The organism is Flavobacterium arundinis (assembly GCF_038289855.1).
In the GTDB taxonomy this organism is placed as follows: domain Bacteria; phylum Bacteroidota; class Bacteroidia; order Flavobacteriales; family Flavobacteriaceae; genus Flavobacterium; species Flavobacterium arundinis.
Genome location: NZ_JBBYHR010000001.1, coordinates 237,829 through 258,619, shown reverse-complemented (window position 1 = coordinate 258,619; position 20,791 = coordinate 237,829). Strand labels below are relative to the sequence as shown.

The following is a 20,791-nucleotide window of genomic DNA, read 5'->3' as shown; positions in this document are numbered from 1 at the left end:
ATTTTCATGTTTTTATCTGTTAGGAATTTTTTAAATATTCTTTCATGCTCCAGTCATCTTCTGCAGGTTCGAGATATCTTTCTGTTTTTATGGGCTTTCCAAGGTTGTCTAAGCGAAGCGTTTTATTTTCGTCTCCGGCAACATGCTGCCACTGCCTTGAATCGGACGCGACAACCATTTCTGAAATTACTTTTAATTCGTTGTTTATTTCGGCCACTAAAAAGCAGTCAGAAATTCTTTTCGACAGACCTCCGGAGTCTGGAAAAGAAGTGTAGCAGGCCCAAATAGTGCCGTAATCTAAGTGCGTATATTCAGTGATTTTAAACAGATACCGTGTTCCCGGATAGGGTTTATTGACGCATGCATCATAAAAACGGTCAGGGGACGGACTTAAAATTTCACCGATGAGATTAAATGGGATGACTTGATCAATACTCTTATCGTAAGCATCCTGAAATTGGTTATTAATTTCATTTTTCACCAATTCATTATGCTCGTCAATTTTACCTTTTTGGCGTTTTAAGAAAATCGCTTCCTGCTCTTTTTTGAATATCAATTCTAAAAATGATTTTACTTTTTCCATATTGATTTATGATTCTTTTAAATATTCTTTAAATCCAGATTAGTAACTTATTTAGCCATTAGTCAAACATATAAAAATAAAAGTTTATACGTGTTGGTTTGCTGACCGATTTTGAACCGGGCACACTAAAGTAAATCAAATTGAAATAACAATTTTTACCGATGTATACCTGTCGGGATCCAGTGTATATTCGTAGTACATCCACAAGATATTCGTTTCGAAAGAAAATACCATTGGAGATAATCTATAGTTCTAAAAAAGAATCTTTCCTGCGTACTGACAGCGGAATGGTTTGCTTGTTTTTAAGGACGATCTTATTGCCTCTGCCGCCTTTGATAAAATGGTCAGTAAGCTATATTGGTCAGGTGATACTGGTGCGACCTAAAAAATTTAATGGCGGTAGCAACATGTCATATTCCTTGAGATTTGTAGAGACAACTAATTTCGGTGCATTGATGAAGCTAAAAGTGGTCTAATTCCGTTGGCCTGACAGCTCACAAATCCTGGATATGTACCAAATAAATTTTTCGGCTGTTTTAAGCGAAAGGCTTTGCAGGTTTTGCGGTTGGTAAAAAAGGTTGGAAAGCCGTGCGGAAACTTTGGCAGAAGCACATCCGCTGCTAATTATTTAAATATTAATTTTCAATGAAGTAAGTCTATTTTTATGCTTGCTGATATAACTTAAGTGGCAAAAACCCAGGCACGATATTTCGTGCCTGGGTTTTTCGTTTCCTATTATGGTACTTTATTTTTTAATTAGTCGGCTTGTAAAAGTATGTCCGCTAGTATCCGTCACTTTTAAGAGATAAATCCCACTCGGTACATTCTCAATATTAATATCGTCTTCTAAATTGTCGGAGACCGACTTCACGAGCATACCTTTACTGTCATAAATTTGCATTGTCGATAGGTTTCCGGCATTTGCCACTTTAAAAGTCTCGTTTACCGGGTTTGGATATACTACCAATTGATTTGCCCTGTCAAAATCACGGTTTCCGAGACTTGTAGCGTTGTTGAGATAGACCTTCCAATATTTTTGGCTTCCGTTAAAGAAAACCTGTGGAGTATTTTCAATTGCTTCATTTTCGGTATCGAGGAAATCCGGTTTGTGATCACCGTTCATGTCGATTACCGTGTGGTAATCATACGCCAGGCGATATTCTGACGTGTCGCTGATGATTGGGATGTTCCATTGAATCGCCGATGCCGCAAACCCAGATCCGTTATTGCTATATACTTTCCAGTATTTCTGGGTGCCATTGACGAATACCTCCGGGATGTTTTCGGTTGCCTGGTTTTCAGTATCGACGAAATCGGGCTTGTGGTCGCCGTCCATATCAATCACGGTATGGTAATCATAGGCCAGTCGGTAATCAGAAGTATCAGTGGAAATCGGAATATTCCACTGTACGGCGGTAGCATTGAATCCCACACCTGTATTGCGGTAAACTTTCCAGTATTTCTGGCTGCCATTTACAAATGCATCCGGGATGCTTTCAGTCGCCTGGTTTTCAGTATCAACGAAATCGGGCTTGTTGTCGCCGTCTATATCAATCACCGTATGGTAATCCCATGAAAGCCTGTAGTCTGAGGTGTCAGTCGAAATCGGAATGTTCCACTGCATAGGGGTCGCATCGAATCCTGAACCATTGTTGAGGTACACTTTCCAGTACTTTTGGCTACCATTTAAAAACACATCTGAAATATTTTCGGTCGCCTGGTTTTCGGTATCGACAAAATCAGGTTTTTTGTCGCCATTCATGTCAATTATGGTATGGTAATCATAAGAAAGAAGGTAATCTGAACTGTCGGTAGAAATCGGGATATTCCATTGCGTAGGGGTGGGGCTGAATCCTGAGCCTGTGTTGAGGTACACCCTCCAATATTTCTGGCTGCCGTTTGCGAAAACTTCCGGAATGCTTTCTGTAGATTGATTTTCAGTATCTACAAAGTCAGGCTTATTGTCACCGTTCATATCAATAAGCGTGTGGTAATCCCATGACATGCGATAGTCTGACGTATCGGTGTTTATTGGGATATTCCATTGTATGGCCGTTGCGCTGAATGACGTTCCATTGCCCAAATAGACTTTCCAGTATTTCTGGCTGCCGTTAAGGAATACTTCGGGAATGCTTTCGGTTGCCTGGTTTTCGGTATCGACAAGGTCAATTTTTCCATCACCGTCCATATCGATGAGTTGGTGGTAATCCCAGGCAGCGCGATATTCTGAGTTATCGGTTACTATAGGAATGTTCCATTGCAGCGCAGGACTCGTGAATCCCTGTGCCTGGCTATTGCTCCAGCCGGTTATGGCCAGTATTGTGAGTAAAATTTTTTTCATGGTTTTCATTTAAAAAAACCAGATTCCAAGTGCGGATGCATTCAGAATCTGATTTTATTGTAATTATTGTTTGATTACTTTTAGGGTTTTGGTTTCCTGACCGAAATTTACTTTTACGAGGTAGGTGCCTTGTGATAAATGCGAAACGTCTATACTGCCCTCATTGGCATTGATCGTTTTGGTCATCATTTCCTGTCCCAGCAAATTATAGATCAATACGCTTTTGATTTCATGGTCGAAGTCAATGTTCAAAATATCGGCTACCGGATTTGGATAAACCTTCATTTCATTGGTATCCATTTCATCAAAATCTGAAACACCCAAAACGCTGGTGTAGCAATCGACATTCACAGGGACATATTGCCCGGTTGTGGTTCCGTCGCCAATTTCTCCATATAGGTTTCTCCCCCAGGCCCATAACGAGTGTTCTGTCCTGGTCGCTATACTGGTGCCTAAATTTGCGACCACAATGTCCCAGTTACTAGCTGTACCAACCTGGATTGGCACATAATAGGTGCTGTGCGTGTAATTATCGTTGCCTATTTCCCCTGCGTTATTATAGCCCCAACCCCACAATGTCCCATCGGTTTTTATTGCCAGCGTATGCCAATAGCCGATTGAGGCAGTTTTCCAATTGTTTGCAGTGCCCAACTGGGTCGGTATATTCCTATCGGCCGTATCATCAAGTCCCAGTTGGGCATGGGTATTTTCACCCCAGACCCAGAGCGTGCCATTTGATTTTTTTGCCACGGTGGAATTGTACCCGGCGGAGATTAGCTGCCAGTTCGAATCGGTTCCAATCTGATAAGGCTCGTCACGGTTCGAACCAACGCCATCGCCAAGTTGTCCGTAGTCGTTTCTCCCCCAGGCCCAAAGCGTGCCATTGGTTTTGATTGCGAGCGTATGATAATTGCCAGCTTCTACAGTGAGCCAGTTGTTTTCCGTCCCGATGTGAACCGGAGTAATTTCATTGGTGTAACTTGCATTACCCAACTGGTTGTAGTTATTTCTTCCCCAACCCCAAAGGCTGCCGTCTGACTTTATTGCAAAAGTAAAATCGAAACCTGCACCCACTTTTACCCAGTCGTTGGCAGTGCCAATTCGAATTGGGGTAGATTTATTGGCTGTAGTACCATCGCCTAGTTGGCCGTAATTATTTCGTCCCCATGTCCAGAGCGAGCCGTCGCTTTTTACCGCGACTACATGCTCACCACCTGCGGCAATGTTTGTCCAGTTGCCAGAAGTTCCGATTTGTGTAGGAAGGTTTCGGTCGGCGGTATCGCCAAGACCCAACTGCCCGTAGTTATTATGGCCAAAACCCCAAAGCGACCCATCCATTTTTTTGGATATGGAATAATTCTCGCCCGCGGTGACTGTATTCCAGCACGTAGGTGCTATAAAAATGCCTGCAGGGCAAGCCATTTCCATCAGCGTGGCCGAATCGGTCAAACCATTATTCCCGAACTGTCCGTTGCCGTTATCTCCGGCCGCCCAGAGTTTCCCGTCGGCATTTTTTGCTACGGTGATTGCCGAACCGCCATCGATACCCTGCCAGTTTGTAGCTGTTCCGATTTTTGTGGGAACGGTTTTATTTGTAGTGGTACCATCACCCAGCTGTCCGTCGTTATTGCGTCCCCATGCCCAAAGTGTACCATCGGCCTTTATGGCCATTGAATGGAAATATCCGGTGCTAATGGTTATAAAGTTACCAGCCGCTGAGACTTGAGTCGGTACCAAAACGCTGGTGGTATTTCCGATACCTAACTGACCGTCGCCATTGTAGCCCCATGCCCAAATGGTTCCATTAGATTTTCTTGCAATGGTATGCGCAACTGCGGACGAAACGCTTTTCCAGTCAGTAGATGTGCCGATTTGAACAGGCGTATTTGTGGCTACCGTTGTGCCAATTCCCAACTCGCCATTGCTGTTATCTCCCCAAGCCCATAACGTTCCGTTCGTTTTAATCGCTATGGTGAACCCGTAGCCTGCAGTGGCGCTTTGCCAGTTGGTTGCGGTGCCTACCTGTACCGGCGCATCACTATCTACATTGTTTCCTATACCCAATTCACCGGAGTAATTGCTGCCCCATGTCCAGAGCGTACCATCAGTTTTTACGCCTACACTGTGTTCATAACCTGCATTAACGCTGCTCCAGTTGGAAGCACTGCCAATTTGGGTAGGTACGTTTCTCGCGATACCTGTACCATCGCCAAGTTGGCCATAATAATTATTGCCCCACGCCCAAATGGTACCGTCTGTTTTTTTTGCAACAGTATGCTCATTACCCGCCGAAACAGTTTGCCAATTGGCTGCCGTTCCTATTTGCATGGGTAGCGGCGCCCATGAATTAGTTGTGCCGCTGCCCAATTGGTACACGTCATTCTGGCCCCATGTCCAGAGCGTTCCGTTGCTTCCTATCGCTGCAGTATGCTTGCCTCCGGTTGAAATCATCTGCCAGCACTGTTGTGCCGAGAGCTGAAGGCTGATACACATGAATAAGATGGTGATTTTTCTTTTCATTTTTTGGTGTTTTTAACTGGATACATTTCCAGCTTGGTTAATATTAAATTGTCTGGTTAATTAAAAAACAAAACATCGCAAATCTCGCTATCCGGATAGGGCATCTTTGAGCAAAAAGATTGATTTATTTTGTTCTGGTTTACTTAAATTATTGTGCAATTTTAATAAATAAAAAGCCGGATAAAGTGGAAAACAGATATAGATGTGTATGTGTCGATATTTCGTATAAATGTGTTGGGATTTAGAGGAAATCCGTTTTTAGAAAAACGTGATTTGGAATCATTATCGGGCAACTTTGCGCTATAGCGTTGTCAGCGAAATTCGCAGGAATACCTCCATTATTTCAACTTCAAGGACAATAACTGCTTGATGGCCGACTTTTCTACTTCGTGCCATTGCTGCTATTTGCCATATTCCATTTTACCGAGTACCAGTGATGTATCGATAATAAAACAGGTGTTTGTAAAAAGATTGAATATTCGGGGCAGGTATATTTGAAGTCGGTTGTGTCGCCCCGGGAAGTGATCGCTTTAAAAGTATATTTTGAAATGTAATTTCCTGCAAGTCTCATAAATGCTTAGCGTGAGTACTTGCGTTGACGCTATCCTCGTCAGGGAATCAATTATGAGCGATCAATCGAGGCGGTAAAGAATATCACTTTGAAGTGTTACAAGTTCCGGGAATTGCCCTGCGTTTATTAAATTTTGCATTACCTCGTCAGCAATCTGTTTTGCTTTTAAATACGTTATTTCAGGATTAAATGTCATTTGTATTCCCGGCATTTCCCAGGAATAACAAATCTCATCATTGCCTACTTTATAGTATGCGTAGCCATCCTGAATAACTTTCTGCCACGCCATTGTATTTGGTGTCATGATATCGTCATAATTTTCGGCTGTCAATTCGATGTCGCCACGGATCAGGAATTCAAAATCTTTTCCCAGCCAGCGGGATTTATCGGGTTCGGGCTTTATGGCCGCCTCATTCGGGATGGCATTTTCTTTCTTTTTAAAAAAATTGAATATTTTCATGCGGGAAGATTTTTAAGATTTAATAACTGAAAGCATCCTGATCCCTGAGGATTTTTATAAAGATATGGAGTTGCTCATTCATTTGTTCATCTGTATTCCACTTAAGGTCTTTATCCTGCGTGAGTAGTTCACAATGAAGGCCATCTAAGGCCAATGTGTCAGGATTCACTATTGAAAAGGTTTCAGGTTTAAAAAGACGATGGATGCCATTTATTTCGGAGTCGCTTGCCGTTATCGCCTTTTCAGTAACCGCAAGGCGATCGAGATTGTATATGTGTAAGTATCGTTTTCCGTCTAATGCTGCATCCCATTTCCTAAACACTATTTTGTTTTCGCTTCCGCCGTAAAGACTGAATGAAAAAGCATGGTCAGCCAGTTGTCCGATTTGGCAAAAAGTAAACATCCAATCTTGATGTTGATGATTAAAATGGGGGAGCAGTTCCTTTCTCAGTTCGTTGAAAAAACGGGTTGTATCGGTGGTTATGCGTTCCATAAATTACTAAATACATTGTTATTGATGGTGTTTATAAAAGCTGTTTTAATACCCAAAATATTAGTAGTTTACGACAGGCGGCATTGCTGCGTTGGCTTTTATCATGAGTGCTTCGCCTTCCGGTGTTTGAAAATCATACGGGCTATGCCCGACTTCTATAAAGATTCCGTCTTTGATCAGTTGGGCATTAATATAAGGATTGTCGAAGATAGCGTTGCCGCCTTGTTTTTTGAATTCTTGGGCATCGTAATATTGCAGCCAGTATAAGCCGGGGAAATCAGTCGTTCGCCGGTTTTCTTTGTATATTTTATTAAATGATTCAAATTCTACGGGTGGAACAGCTAAAAGTTTTAAATCTAATCCTTCCGCTAAATGTAAGGCAATCTTTTTTGTTATATGAAACTCTTCTCTTTTTATTGACGGAATGCTGACAAATCCCCTTCCATCTGGTTTCGTGATCCTGATGCTGGGCTTACCTTCATCAGATTCATATCCTATGCCGTATTTATTACGCACAAATGCTTTCAGCACTTCTTTATCCAGATAAGAGGTTATGGGCAATTCTTTTACATTATTTGCCTGAGTGATAACTGCAGTTTTTGGCGGAGGAAGTAATTCATCGCAAAGATTCAGTATAAATAAAATTTCTTTTTCTGAAAACGCCTTTTTTGTGTAAAAGAAAGTATTCATTTATTTTTTGTTTTTAGACTTACCTTTTATGGTTTCTGAATTCAGTTTCTAACTATCGGTGGCATCGCAGCATTGGCATTGATCATGAGCACTTCGCCTTCCGGTGTTTGAAAATCATACGGGCTATGCCCAACTTCTATAAAGATTCCGTCTTTGATCAGTTGTGCATTAATATAAGGATTGTCTAAGATAGCGTTGCCACCTTGTTTTTTGAATTCTTCGGCATCGTAATATTGCAGCCAGTATAAGCCGGGGAAATCAGTCGTTCGCCGGTTTTCTTTATACTTTCTTTTAAACAGAACGAAATTTACAGGAGAGACACCTAAACTTTTGAGCTCAAGTCGATTTACTAATTGTAAGGCAATATTCTTTGTCATATGGTATTCATCGCCCTTTTTTAATGGAATTGATATGAGGCCGCGCCCATCTGTTTTTGTAATTCGGATACCTGGATTTTCATAGCCGGCACTATATTCAATTCCATACTTATTCCGATTGAATTTTTTTAGCACACTTTTATCCAAATAAGAAGTTACAGGTATTTCTAGTACTTTCTTAAACTGTGTAATGTATGCGTGTGTTGGACCAGGAAAATGGTCTTCACATAGTGTTAGTATAGATAATATATCGCCGTGTGTCAATTCTCCGTGTGTGTCGAAAAATATGCAGTTTTCTTCCATTAGATCATATTTATTAAGTATTCGAACATTATTTTTCTCAATGTTATTTTTTAACGCTCAAAATATTATTAGTCTACTACAGGCGGCATTGCTGCATTGGCGTTAATCATGAGCGCTTCGCCTTCCGGTGTTTGAAAATCATACGGACTATGCCCGACTTCTATAAAAATGCCGTCTTTGATCAGTTGGGCATTTATATACGGGTTTTCTAAAATGGCTTTGCCGCCTTGTTTTTTGAATTCTTCGGTGCCATAGTATTGCAGCCAGTATAAACCTGCAAAATTCTTAGTGCGTTTGTGGCGGCTGTAATGTTTTCTGAAAAAATGCCTGAAATTAACAGGAGAAACATTTAAAAACTCTAACTCCAGTTTTTCGCTCAATTGCAGTGCTATTTTTTTGTGAGATGGTATTCGTCCTTATTAATCAGAGGTATGGTTATTACCCCGGTTCCTTCCTCCCTTGAAATTAAAACATGAGGTTTTTCAGGTTCCGATGAATATTCTATTCCGTATTTATTACGTGAGAACATCTTATATACATTTTCGTCAAGATAAGAGGAAACAGGAAATTCCTTTACCCCCTTTGCCAGCGTTACATAAGCTTTTACAGGTGAAGGCAATAATTTGTCACAAAGCATTAATATAAAGTTTAAGTCACGTTCCGAAAATTCTTTTTGACAGCCAAAGGTGATTATAGTTTCTTCCATGATAGAATACATTCTTAAATTTCCTATTTTATTGGAGTAGGCATCGCAGCATTGGCATTGATCATGAGCGTTTCGCCTTCTGGTGTTTGAAAATCATACGGGCTTTTGCCAACTTCTATAAAAATGCCGTCTTTGATCAATTGTGCGTCGATGTATGGATTGTCGAATATGGCTTTGCCGCCTTGTTTCTTAAATTCTTCGGCATCGTAATATTGCAGCCAGTATAACCCGGGGAAATCGGTGGTACGTTTCTCTTTTGCATATTTTCTATCAAATGACCTGAAATTTACAGGAGCTACTTCAAGTTTTTTTAAATCTACATTGTTGGTTAATTTTAAAGCCATTTCTTTTGCTATTTTATATTCATCACCCTGCTCTAACAGAAACTTAAACACACCGCCGGAAGTTGATGCGTTGATAAGAACACCATGTTGGATTGTGCCGCATTCGTACTCTATGCCATATTTGTTCCTCGAAAATGCTTTAAAAACCTCTTTATCGTTGAAAGAATTTATTCCAATTTCCTTGACTTTTTTTGTTTGAGTGATGTATGCTTTTTTGGGCGGAGGCAACAACTCCTCGCATAATGACAAAATAATAGATAAATCTTGCTCTGTGCAGTCGCGACTTAGTTGAAATTCAATAAAAATTCTATGCATATAGTTTTTATTTGATGTTGATTCACACAATTGTTATTGGCAAACTTGCCAGAGTTATGCGCTCATTTATTTTATTGCTGTCCATTTAAATGGTACCGCGGTTGTTGCCGGTAGCATAGCAGCAAATCTTTTCCTTTCTTCTTCATTGAACTCCAGCAGATTTTCCGAATATTTTTCATCAATCCATTTTTTAGGATGTTGATGGATATATAGCCCGCGAATTGTTTCTTCTAATTTATCTTTTCCGAAACACCGGAACATTATTTCCGGATCAGGAACTTCTAAAGTCCTTTGGGTTCGTTCCTGATTTCCAAACCTTTCCATAAAACCATAACTGTCGATGATTTTGCCATTGGTAATCTTCACAAGTCCTGATGGCCCGCCTAAAAAATCAGGGCTACTCGCGATCACTGTAAAATAATTTTTTTTAAATTTTTCTGACACTTCAACGATCGCCCAATAAGGCAAATATTTCCTTCGTTCATAGGTGAAAAACAATACTTTGGAATCGCTGCCGCATTCCCTGATTTTTATAAAAGACATTCCGTTTTGGTAATAGTCTTTGGCATCGCTTTCAAAAATGGCATCAGCTATTTCCATTTCCCCGATTTCAATCCCCTCGACAATAATATTGATTTGCGTGTCCCAACCCATAATAATCAAATTTTAGTTTAACAGCATACTTTTATTGCCGATGATTTACTACCTTTATTTGCTTGTCCTTTGGATTGTTATGAAAATGATTTGCGATTCCGAAAGATTTTGAGGTGTAAATATCGGACATGATGGCACCGTCCGATACCGGCATAATTATACCCGTTCGCAAATTTTTTATTTTCGAATGATTGTCTTTGCAAAATTCCATGAACCATATTTTTCCGATAAAACCAATCTCAATATTCAAGTGCAGGTCTACGAAAATTTTATTTGGCTCATTACTTGGTTTTAAAATCAGGACGGAATCATCTTTCAAAGTGTAAATTTCCCATTGTTCATGAGCTTTCCTGTGGTCGATGTATCGATCATAGAAGTCCAGCACTTTTATTTTGTCAATGCAGATAGTAGTCCCGATCTTGTATTTTGGGATGATATTCCCATTAGAAATTTGGCTCATTTCCCTCCTTAATTGCTGTTTGGTTTCCTATCTAAAATTTAAAAAATAACCCTGACCAAAATCCGATTGATCGGAAGGCTTTCTAATACTTCGAAATACATAATCATCACCTCGAAACAATTTCATTTGAATCGGGATTTATTTCTTGTTTCATTTGTGTATTCATTATATGCCTTTCGGCAAATCAATTATGTCAGGTAATTTCAAGGCATCGTCAACTATGTATGGTGTTACGCTTTCTTTGGGTTTCCAATCGTTTTGAAGGAAGTACCTGATTAGGGCGGCGATAACAGCCGGGCGATTTAAATTGATGCCAACCGTTTGTCGTTCATCTATTGGGTACGGCTCATTATTAATCAAAGGAGGTTTATATTTGAACAACCAAATCACGCCTTCATCGGGATAGCCAATGCACCATCTGTCTGTACCAATATTCTGATTAAGATTGCCGTTGTCGTTTTCCCTAAATGATAATTGAAGTGGCGATTTTTTATGCCCTTCAAGAAAAATCACAACCTTTTCAATACATCCGGTATGTCCACGGCCTGTCGGATGAAGATGCACCCGCTTCCATAAATAGGTTTCCTCTTCAATTTTAATTTCCGTAATTTATTTTTTACCATCTCCGGAGATTTGAATTGCTGCTCTATCTTAAAATGCGTATACGATTTGGGGCATAGGAAAGGCAGTACAAACCATAAAAATAGCCGAACGTATTATATTACCAAATTAACATTGCAGCATAACTAAGAGCTAAGTTAGGGAACTCTGCTTAACAAATTGAAGATAATGTGTAACTGTTGATTAATAAGGGATATTCGTTTAAAATCTGTGTGTATTCGTTTAATATCAATCCCACAGGTTTTTGCATTGATCCCTAATAATTTGAAAATTATGTAAGATTATTTTGTAACCCCAAGTGTACAAATTCCAAACCATTTTATGCAGGATTTAAAGAAATTGGCCTATTATTCCGGTTAATCTGCGAGATAATTTTTATGATAGAGGTTTGGATGTCCTGAGTGGGAGAACGTTTACTATTATAAACTAATGAAGTTGTCGTAAAATCTTATGGTTGGGATTTATAATTTTGAATAGCCCATTTCAGCAGGGCATTTTTTTCTTTGGGCAGGCCCAGCTTTTCAATTATTTTACTTCGGTGCCCTTCAACGGTCTTTTCAGATAAGAATAACAAATCGGCAATTTGCCTGCTGGTTTTTTGGCAGGCCACCTGCTCCAATATTTTTCTTTCCGAAAAAGTCAGTGTTGCCAGTTCGCCCGTATCTGGTCCGGCAGAAGGAATTAAATCATCTTCTAAGAATGCACTGATGTATTTTTTGCCGTTTTTAACTTCCCTTAAGCAGTGTTCTAACTCTGCCTGGGCATGTTCTTTTAATATATAGCCGAATATGTTATATTGTGTGGCTTTTTTATAGATGGTCATTTCTTTATGCATGGTCAGCAGGATCACTTTCGTTTTAATTTTGGCTTCCTGCACTTTTTTGGCGACTTCCAAACCGTCGAGACCGGGCATGTTAATATCCAGAATGGCAATATCGGGCAGATGGAGTAAGATCAGGTTAAGTGCCGAAATTCCGTTTGAACAGGTATCAGTTACTTTATAACCGTAGGATTCTATAAAGCTTTTAGTGCCTTGCAACATAAAAGGATGGTCATCCGCTATTAGTATCTTCATTGTTTTTTGATCTCAATTGTTATGATCGTTCCGTTTTTGTCAGAAAATATTTTGGCTTCCCCGCCAATAGCCCTGCTTCGCTCGATGATGTTGTGAAGTCCAAAGGCAGCGCTGCTATTCAGGGTCTCATCAACGTCAAAACCTTGTCCATTATCCTTTATTTCGATGTGGATTTTGTTTTTTGACTCCGAAATAGTGATCTTCGATGCTATGGCATTGGCATATTTAATAATATTAGATATTGCTTCCTGTATAATCCGATAAATCTGCAATTCTACAGATGATGTCAGGTCATATTCATAGTCCATTTCAGCAGTGATCATAAAATTATTTACTGATTGTGCGCGGTCTACCAATTGCCTGATGCTGTCTTTCAATCCTATCTTATCAAACATTACGGGATGCAAATTGCGGCTTATGCTCCGAATATCATTGATAATAGCATCTATCTTAGTATTGGTTACCGATGTTTTTTCGTCAAACATATTTTTTAAGCTTAACAGTTCATGGCTCACGCTATCGTGCAGGTCGCTGGCAATACGCTTACGCTCTTCTTCCGTTTTTTCTAAAAGCTGCCTGGTGTAGGTTTGCGCGGTTTGTTTTTCATTTTTCAGCTTTTTCTGTTTTTGCCTGCTTTGATACACTACGATTATTACTAGTGCTGCCAAAATTGAAAATGCCAGCCAGGCTATTGTCGAATTTTTTTTAGCGATGGTTCTTTCCTGCGTTACGATCTTCTTTTCTTTTTCAGCATTTTGGTATTTTTTATCCAGTTCGATCACTTTATCTGAATTAGCTTCATTGCCGATATCTAATGACACATTTACTAGATTTATTTCATACTCATAAGCTGTTTTATAATCACCTCGTTTAACTGCATCATCTTTTAAAATGAGGTAATAGATTTTTAACCGTTGGTAGTTTTGATTTTCAACCAGATATGGAATTACTGTATTGCGAATCTTTTCGGTATCAATGGGTTCGTTGTTCTTTAATTTATAATCTGCCACGATCACGTCAAACTCCATGTTCGTTTGTGTGCTGTTTACCTCCCTTACAACAGGTTCAATTTCATCTATTATTTTTTTGGCTTCCTTAAGCTTTTCTTGGCGCAATAACGAACTGATATAACTCGTATATACACTTATTTTAGTGTCCTTAGACTTGGATCCGGATGAATTAAAATAATTATAGGTCGATTCAACAAGTGCATTTAAATTCTTATTATTATCGTTGCTATATATCGCAGCTTTATTGTATAAAGCTATAAAGACATTATCCAGATCCTTCGCTTTTTTAAAGCAATCGATAGCTTTATCATAATATTTTTCAGCTTCCGGATAGTTATTTGCAGTGTAATAAATCCCTGCCAGGCTATTGTAAACCGCCCCTATGCCATTAATATGATTAATTTTCTTAAAATAGGTTAATGCCTGCATATTGTATTTAATGGCTAAGTCCTGGTTGCCAATATTGAAATTACAAAAAGATAAATCACAATAGGCATAAGCTATGTCCCGGCAACTATCATAATCTGTAACCTCGGTTGAGACTGTTTTCAGCGCATAGGAAATGGCAGTTTTATAGTCGCCTTTATCATTGTACAGAGTAGTAAAATAGGAATTTATAAATAATGTTTTTTTAACCGGTATTTTCGACCTGTACCTGTTGCTAAAAGTATTTATTGTGTTAACAAACTTTTTGTCGAATGATCTGGCACGTGCTTTTTTGCTGCAAACAACCTCCAATACATGAGCTGCCTGCCCTATATCTTTGTTTAATATCTTTTGGTAATAGTCGTAAAAAACGGGCATATAGTTAGCCTTTGCGTAATTTTCCTCCTTATCCAGCCATGCAAAAGTAGCATCAAGTTTACCTGTGCTGACTTTTTTCTCATATATCACATTGTCACTTTTTTCATGGCATGCAAATACAGTGGACAGCAAGATAAATACAGCGAATATTTTTAGATTGTTTGTATGGAAGCCCATATTTTTTTTGGTAAAAGTATTTATATTTTAATTGGTTTCGATAGTTTATTAAAGTTCAGGGGTTTCCCCTTGTACGATTTCTTTTGCAAATCTTTCATCTTTGCTTTTTAAAGAATTGCGCATCTCGCAATGGATTTTTATACCAAAGACATCTCAGTTTTATCAAGCACAATCGCAACAACTTAAAGGTCTCAAATTAAAAATTAATATATCCGAATTGGGTTACCCTTTCGGATATTAAGACGTAACCTTGCACATGTTAAATTTAACATTTTTTTATTATGAAATTATTCGTTAAAAAAACCTCCTTTTGTCTATCATTGTCTCTAGTGATGTTATGCACAACGCTAAAATCACAGCAAATGCTCGACTATGTGTCTGCTTCGGCCATTGCGCCTTCGGCAGGAATGGCCCTAAATAAAAATGCGGCCACCACAACATTTGCAGGTTGTACTACCGGATCGCAATACCCGGATCAAATTTTCACTCCAACCTGTACAGGCGCGGCGCAAACGATAAATACCGATGCCTGGGCGGGTGAATATGCTGCGGTTATCGTTACATCAAACACACAATATACATTTTCAAGTTCTACAGCTACCGATTATATTACTATATCTGATAGCGGGGGCACAACGATACTCGCTTCGGGTATATCCCCGCTGGCTTGGAATGCCGGTGCAAATAGCGGGAGTATTCGCTACTATATTCACAAAAACGCATCCTGCACTGTGGAAAATGTTAGCAGGATCCGGTATATCTTATGTAATGGCTGTAGCACACCCGCACCATCTGCCGTTGCGCAATCATTTTGTAACAGTGCCACGGTTGCTAACCTTGTTGCCACAGGAACAGTATTAAAATGGTATACTGCCTCAACCGGCGGAACACAACTTGCCGGAACTACAGCTTTGGGTACCGGGACTTATTATGTTTCCCAAACCCTCAACAGCTGCGAAGGTGCCCGCACATCAGTAGCAGTTACTTTAAATGTTACACCTGCCCCTACAGGTGTAACAAGCCAGGTATACGCAGGCACCGGCACAATTGCTAATTTATCAGCCATAGGTACTACTGTGCAATGGTATGCCGCAGCAACAGGAGGTTCGCCTTTAGTTACAACCACGGCATTAACAGACGGCACAACTTACTATGCCTCACAAACTATAAACGGCTGCGAAAGCCCATCACGGTTGGCCGTTACCGTAATTAATATCAGCCAGGCTGCGCAAGTATTTTGCGCAAGTCAGGCACCAATAATCGCCAGCCTTGCTGCCACACCGGCAACGGGGACTATCGTAAAATGGTTTGCCGCTATTTCAGACGGTACCCCCCTCGGCAGTGTAAGCACGCTCGTAACAGGTAACTACTATGCAGCCCAGGTGAAGCCTGGTATCGTAAGTACTTTTGCGGGAAGTACGCAGGGATTTGCAAATGGTAATGCTGCAGATGCGACATTTAACAACCCACGCTCGATAGTTATTGATAATGCAGGCAACTACTATATTGTCGACAGTGAGAATAGTGCAATTAGGAGAATAACGCCGGGCGGTATAGTATCTACACTGGCCGGCGGTACATTAGGAAACGCAAATGGCACCGGTACCAATGCCGGGTTCCAGCAACCTGCCGGAATGGACATAGATGCGAACGGCAATTTGTATTTAGCGGATCAGTCGAACCATACCATAAGGAAAATCACACCTGCCGGAGTAGTGACTACTTTGGCGGGAGCATATGCGGGATTTAACAACGGTACAGGAAGTAATGCCTTATTTAATTTTCCTACTGACGTGGCAGTCGATGCTAACGGCAATGTGTATGTTGTAGATCAGGGCAATAACGCCATAAGGAAGATCACACCGGGAGGTGTAGTTACTACACTTGCAGGGGGTACGCAGGGATCTGCAAACGGAACGGGTACAGCCGCACAATTCTATTTTCCGCGACAATTAGCCTTTGATGCTGATGGTAACATAATTGTTGCAGACACGAACAATAACCTGTTAAGAAAAGTCACGCCCTCAGGAGTTGTAACAACATTTGCGGGAACTAACGGCTCTGGCTATGTAGATGGCCCGTTAAGTTCAGCCAAATTTGGGCAGCTACAGGTATTGCAAAATGACACAGCAGGAAACTTATTTATATACGACAGTAACGCAAGGATCAGGAAGATCACGCCATCGGGTATTGTAAGCACGATAGCGGGATCTAATATGGGTTCTTTCGCAGATGGCGCTCCTGACACTGCGCAATTTAATTTCCCTGATGGCCTTGCTATAAATCCTGACGGTACGATATATGTTGCAGACAGGTTTAATCACAGGATAAGAAAAGTAGCTCCGGATAGCGAAAGCAACCGTGTTGCAGTACAGGTTACCGTAAATAATACTCCGGTACCGGTTGCGGGACCGCAGTCTTTTTGCGTTGCGGGAACGGTTGCCGGCCTTGCTGCTACAGGAACTGATATTAAATGGTATGATGCTCCAACAGGAGGAATGCCTTTGAGCGCTTCAACAGCATTGTTAACAGGTATTTATTATGCAACGCAAACTATAGACGGATGCGAAAGCGCCAGAAAGGCAGTAGCAGTAAGTATAAGTGATCCCGTGATCACAGTCCCTGCCACGATAACAGTTTGTGCCAATGAGCTGGTTACCTATGATGTAAGCGTAAACAATGAAGTGTTTGTAACTCAAAACACGACTCAAAACCAATTGACTTATAGCGGGTTATGTGGTAATGGAGGAGATGCAGTATACAGGATTTTTGACCTCAATGCATTAGGATACTCGAATGGGATTACATTAAGCTCTGTCGTTTTCAATGGTGGTTCGACAAATGGGGAGGCTACCTTTAGCGCCTATACGTTGTCGGGGCCATTGCTTTTACAAAACCTTACACTGTTAGGAAACACTACATTTCCAGTAGGATCGTCATTTTCTTCTCATACAGTACCGATGGGTGATATAATGGTGCCTGCAAACTCGATTCTCGTAATCGCGGTTTCATCGCCAGATACTCTTCTGTTTGGTTACAATTCAGATGGAGAATCTGCTACCGGCTATCTAAAGGCCGATGCTTGTGGATATACTGAGCCTGTACCGTTTGGTCCTGGCATTAACCTATTATTGAGTTTTAATGCAATTAACGGCACTACGTTGTCACTCGATTCAGGATTACCTTCCGGCAGCTTATTCCCTGTAGGTACTACCACGGTTACCTATACCGCAGCCAGCGCTGCCGGGTGTACGGCTGCGGCGAGTTTTGACGTTGTGGTAAATCCTGCAACTCTCGCACCTGTCGCATCTGACCAAATATTTTGCAACGCAGCAATAGTTTTTGATCTTCAGGCTACCGGGACCGATATAAAATGGTATGATGTTGCTACAGATGGCACACCGCTTTTGGCCAATACACCGCTGGAAACAGGGAATTATTATGTAACGCAAACCCTTAACGGCTGTGAAAGCCAGAGGCTGGAAGTACATATTACAGTAAATGATACCCCTGCGCCCTTAGCGGCAGCACAGTCGTTTTGTGGTACCGCAACGGTAGGGCAGCTTGTAGCTACAGGCACTGATATAAAATGGTATGATACAACTACAGGAGGAATATCTTTGGATGCTTCAACTGTATTGACTTCAGGGAATTACTTTGTAACACAAACATTGAACGATTGCGAAAGCGCAATGACCGCAGTTGCAGTAACGATAAATGGGTTTCCTGTAATTACTGTTCCTGCGACTATTACCGCCTGCGCGAATGAGGTGGTCAATTATAGCATAGAAGCGGCAATCGTACCCGCAGACGGAGGGTTACTTACCCAAACCGCAAGCAGGATGCCGCTTCCCCAGCACGGCATTTCCTGTCCGTCAAGCGATAATACGTACCTGAGGGTTTTCGACCTGCAGGCCATGGGTTATTCGGACGGGCTTCTTTTGGATACCATAAATTTTGCGGTGGAACAAAATCTGGCCACACAGAATGTTACAGTAACAGCATACACGTTGTCGGGCCCATTCATTATGGATAACCTTACAATATTGGGAAGCACTACTATTGCTGTAAATACGGCACCAAATGTGTTATACTCGGCGCCTATGGGAGGGATCACAGTGCCTGGTAATTCGACCTTAGTGATAGCGTTCTCAGTAGATGCCGGTACATCGTTTTATCCGGGTGGAACAAATGCGGCACAAACCGGAGCTTCTTATATAAGGACTGTGGGTTGTAATTTACCGGAGCCTACAGATCTTGCCAACATCGGATTTGGCTACGCGCATACGATTTTAGATTTTAATGCGCGGCCTCTTGCGCCACCGGTGTTAACCCTTGAAGCAGGACTCCCATCAGGCAGTGTTTTCCCTGTGGGTACAACTACAGTCACTTACAATGCGGCTACAGCAGCGGGATGTGAAGCGACAGCAAGTTTTGATGTGATAGTGAACCCGGAAGTAGCTGCACCGGTTGCCGCAAACCAGGTGTTTTGCAACGCTGCCACGGTTGCCGACCTTGAAATAACAGGAGAAAATATACAATGGTACCATGGCGTTACCGCTATTGATAGTACTGAACCACTTGGATCTGGAACATATTTTGCCACACAAACGGTAAACGGGTGTGTAAGTGCCTATACACAGATAAATGTTACCGTAGCGGAGCCTTTGATCTTAACCCCATACACCTACAATGATGTGGCCTGCCACGGCGACAATACAGGTTCGGCAACAGTTTATGCGACAGGCGGTTTAGACCCTCTTGCAACGCCTACCGAGATGGCTGATTATATGTACTCCTGGGCACCTTATGGAGGAAATGGAGCAACAGCTACCGGCCTGGCAGCAGGAACGTATACCGTAACAGTTACAAGTGCTGCAGGATGCACAGCTACCCAAAGCTTCATAATTGGAGAGCCGGATGTGCTTACTGCTTTGATCGTTGATCAGGGAAATGTTTTGTGCAATGGCGAAGCAACAGGCTGGGCTACGGCACTGGCTGACGGCGGTAGTGTTATGTATGACGCAGGGACAGGATTACCCGATCCTTATTCTTATTCCTACGAATGGAACACCGTTCCGGTCCAGTTCACAGCTACTGCCACAGGCTTAGCAGCAGGAACCTATATTGTAACTATCGCTGATGCTAACAGCTGCTCAACTACCAAATCGGTTACTATCACCCAGCCGAATGTACTGGCAGCAACAACTACGCAAACAAATGTGTCGTGCTTTAACGGTACGAACGGTTCAGCAACTGTAACGCCAACAGGCGGAACAGGAACCTATACGTACTCATGGAACACCATTCCGGCACAAACTTTGGCTACAGTCAATGGGCTTTCTGCAGGAACGTATATTGTAAATATCACTGATGCTAATAGTTGTTCCATCACCAAAACAGTTACTATTACCCAGCCAAATGTTTTGACAGCAACGACCACGCAGACCAATATATCGTGCTTTAACGGCACTAACGGATCGTCAACAGTAACACCAACAGGCGGGACGGGAAACTACTCGTATTCATGGAACACCATTCCGGTACAAACCACAGCTACGGCAACAGGATTGGCAGCGGGAACGTATATTGTAAATATCACCGATGCTAATAGTTGTTCAACTACAAAATCGGTTACCATCACCCAACCGAACGTACTGGCAGCAACGACCACACAAACGAATGTATCGTGCTTTAATGGTACGAATGGTTCGGCAACTGTAACAGCAACAGGCGGAACGGGAGCCTACTCGTACTCATGGACTACAGTGCCTGTAAAAACTACAGCTACGGCTACAGGATTGGCAGCAGGAACATATATTGTAACTATCACCGATGCGAACAGCTGCTCAACTACCAAATCGGTTACCATCACGCAACCGAACGTACTTGCAGCTACAACTACACAGACCAATGTATCGTGTTTTAACGGCACGAATGGTTCAGCAACGGTGACACCAACTGGAGGCACAGGAGCGTACTCATACTCATGGAATACTGTACCGGTACAGGTTTCGGCTACAGCCAATGGGCTTTCTGCAGGAACCTATGTTGTAACCATTATGGATGCCAACAGCTGCTCAATCACAAAATCAGTTACCATTACCCAACCGAATGTACTGGCAGCAACCACAACCCAGACTAATGTATCGTGCTTTAACGGCACGAATGGTTCGGCAACTGTAACAGCAACAGGCGGAACGGGAGCCTACTCGTACTCATGGACTACAGTGCCTGTAAAAACTACAGCTACGGCTACAGGATTGGCAGCAGGAACATATATTGTA

16 protein-coding genes are annotated in these 20,791 nt (G+C 41.5%); 1 reads left to right on the top strand and 15 read right to left on the bottom strand.

The annotated features are described in order from the left end of the window. Positions 1–19: 19 nt before the first annotated feature. The 15 genes from AAEO56_RS01135 to AAEO56_RS01065 form a co-directional block, all read right to left on the bottom strand. Positions 20–583 (bottom strand): hypothetical protein, encoded by a 564-nt coding sequence (locus AAEO56_RS01135; RefSeq protein ID WP_341695174.1) that lies wholly within the window; start codon positions 581–583, stop codon positions 20–22. 745 nt (positions 584–1,328) lie between these two features. Then, positions 1,329–2,924: a T9SS type A sorting domain-containing protein gene (locus AAEO56_RS01130; RefSeq protein WP_341695173.1), complete on the bottom strand. Its 1,596-nt coding sequence runs from the start codon at positions 2,922–2,924 to the stop codon at positions 1,329–1,331. Between the two features lie 63 nt (positions 2,925–2,987). Continuing rightward, positions 2,988–5,444, bottom strand: coding sequence for an RCC1 domain-containing protein (locus AAEO56_RS01125; protein WP_341695172.1), 2,457 nt, complete (start codon positions 5,442–5,444; stop codon positions 2,988–2,990). Positions 5,445–6,076: 632 nt separating this feature from the next. Then, positions 6,077–6,475 carry a hypothetical protein gene (locus tag AAEO56_RS01120; RefSeq protein WP_341695171.1) on the bottom strand — a complete coding sequence of 133 codons (399 nt, stop codon included), beginning with the start codon at positions 6,473–6,475 and terminating at the stop codon, positions 6,077–6,079. Positions 6,476–6,494: 19 nt separating this feature from the next. Then, positions 6,495–6,968, bottom strand: coding sequence for a hypothetical protein (locus AAEO56_RS01115; protein WP_341695170.1), 474 nt, complete (start codon positions 6,966–6,968; stop codon positions 6,495–6,497). Positions 6,969–7,028: 60 nt separating this feature from the next. Then, complete coding sequence (locus AAEO56_RS01110; protein ID WP_341695169.1) at positions 7,029–7,658, bottom strand: hypothetical protein; 630 nt, start codon at positions 7,656–7,658, stop codon at positions 7,029–7,031. 41 nt (positions 7,659–7,699) lie between these two features. Then, complete coding sequence (locus AAEO56_RS01105; protein WP_341695168.1) at positions 7,700–8,338, bottom strand: hypothetical protein; 639 nt, start codon at positions 8,336–8,338, stop codon at positions 7,700–7,702. Positions 8,339–8,406: 68 nt separating this feature from the next. After that, complete coding sequence (locus tag AAEO56_RS01100; RefSeq protein WP_341695167.1) at positions 8,407–8,718, bottom strand: hypothetical protein; 312 nt, start codon at positions 8,716–8,718, stop codon at positions 8,407–8,409. Positions 8,719–8,726: 8 nt separating this feature from the next. Beyond that, positions 8,727–9,044: a hypothetical protein gene (locus AAEO56_RS01095; RefSeq protein ID WP_341695166.1), complete on the bottom strand. Its 318-nt coding sequence runs from the start codon at positions 9,042–9,044 to the stop codon at positions 8,727–8,729. 23 nt (positions 9,045–9,067) lie between these two features. Then, complete coding sequence (locus AAEO56_RS01090; RefSeq protein WP_341695165.1) at positions 9,068–9,703, bottom strand: hypothetical protein; 636 nt, start codon at positions 9,701–9,703, stop codon at positions 9,068–9,070. 66 nt (positions 9,704–9,769) lie between these two features. Then, positions 9,770–10,357, bottom strand: a complete 588-nt coding sequence (locus AAEO56_RS01085) for a hypothetical protein (protein WP_341695164.1) — start codon at positions 10,355–10,357, stop codon at positions 9,770–9,772. 31 nt (positions 10,358–10,388) lie between these two features. Beyond that, positions 10,389–10,817 carry a hypothetical protein gene (locus AAEO56_RS01080; protein WP_341695163.1) on the bottom strand — a complete coding sequence of 143 codons (429 nt, stop codon included), beginning with the start codon at positions 10,815–10,817 and terminating at the stop codon, positions 10,389–10,391. A gap of 165 nt (positions 10,818–10,982) precedes the next feature. Then, on the bottom strand, positions 10,983–11,381 hold the full coding sequence (locus tag AAEO56_RS01075; protein ID WP_341695162.1) for a hypothetical protein: 399 nt from the start codon (positions 11,379–11,381) through the stop codon (positions 10,983–10,985). A 505-nt stretch (positions 11,382–11,886) separates the two neighbouring features. Continuing rightward, entirely contained in the window at positions 11,887–12,513 is a 627-nt protein-coding gene (locus AAEO56_RS01070) for a response regulator transcription factor (protein ID WP_341695161.1), read from the bottom strand. Further along, on the bottom strand, positions 12,510–14,504 hold the full coding sequence (locus AAEO56_RS01065) for a tetratricopeptide repeat-containing sensor histidine kinase (protein WP_341695160.1): 1,995 nt from the start codon (positions 14,502–14,504) through the stop codon (positions 12,510–12,512). Before AAEO56_RS01065 ends, AAEO56_RS01070 begins: the two co-directional genes overlap by 4 nt. A gap of 362 nt (positions 14,505–14,866) precedes the next feature. On the opposite strand from AAEO56_RS01065, the gene AAEO56_RS01060 reads away from it, so the two are divergent. After that, positions 14,867–20,791, top strand: a 5,925-nt coding sequence (locus AAEO56_RS01060) for an Ig-like domain-containing protein (protein WP_341695159.1), incomplete at its 3' end; no start/stop codon positions are given.

Bases quoted from the DNA above. Each gene is read 5' to 3' on its own strand.
- AAEO56_RS01065 (WP_341695160.1), bottom strand. From the start codon at position 14,504: ATGGGCTTCCATACAAACAATCTAAAAATATTCGCTGTATTTATCTTG.
- AAEO56_RS01135 (WP_341695174.1), bottom strand. From the start codon at position 583: ATGGAAAAAGTAAAATCATTTTTAGAATTGATATTCAAAAAAGAGCAG.
- AAEO56_RS01070 (WP_341695161.1), bottom strand. From the start codon at position 12,513: ATGAAGATACTAATAGCGGATGACCATCCTTTTATGTTGCAAGGCACT.
- AAEO56_RS01120 (WP_341695171.1), bottom strand. From the start codon at position 6,475: ATGAAAATATTCAATTTTTTTAAAAAGAAAGAAAATGCCATCCCGAAT.
- AAEO56_RS01080 (WP_341695163.1), bottom strand. From the start codon at position 10,817: ATGAGCCAAATTTCTAATGGGAATATCATCCCAAAATACAAGATCGGG.
- AAEO56_RS01105 (WP_341695168.1), bottom strand. From the start codon at position 8,338: ATGGAAGAAAACTGCATATTTTTCGACACACACGGAGAATTGACACAC.
- AAEO56_RS01125 (WP_341695172.1), bottom strand. From the start codon at position 5,444: ATGAAAAGAAAAATCACCATCTTATTCATGTGTATCAGCCTTCAGCTC.
- AAEO56_RS01090 (WP_341695165.1), bottom strand. From the start codon at position 9,703: ATGCATAGAATTTTTATTGAATTTCAACTAAGTCGCGACTGCACAGAG.
- AAEO56_RS01110 (WP_341695169.1), bottom strand. From the start codon at position 7,658: ATGAATACTTTCTTTTACACAAAAAAGGCGTTTTCAGAAAAAGAAATT.
- AAEO56_RS01095 (WP_341695166.1), bottom strand. From the start codon at position 9,044: ATGGAAGAAACTATAATCACCTTTGGCTGTCAAAAAGAATTTTCGGAA.
- AAEO56_RS01130 (WP_341695173.1), bottom strand. From the start codon at position 2,924: ATGAAAAAAATTTTACTCACAATACTGGCCATAACCGGCTGGAGCAAT.
- AAEO56_RS01115 (WP_341695170.1), bottom strand. From the start codon at position 6,968: ATGGAACGCATAACCACCGATACAACCCGTTTTTTCAACGAACTGAGA.
- AAEO56_RS01085 (WP_341695164.1), bottom strand. From the start codon at position 10,357: ATGGGTTGGGACACGCAAATCAATATTATTGTCGAGGGGATTGAAATC.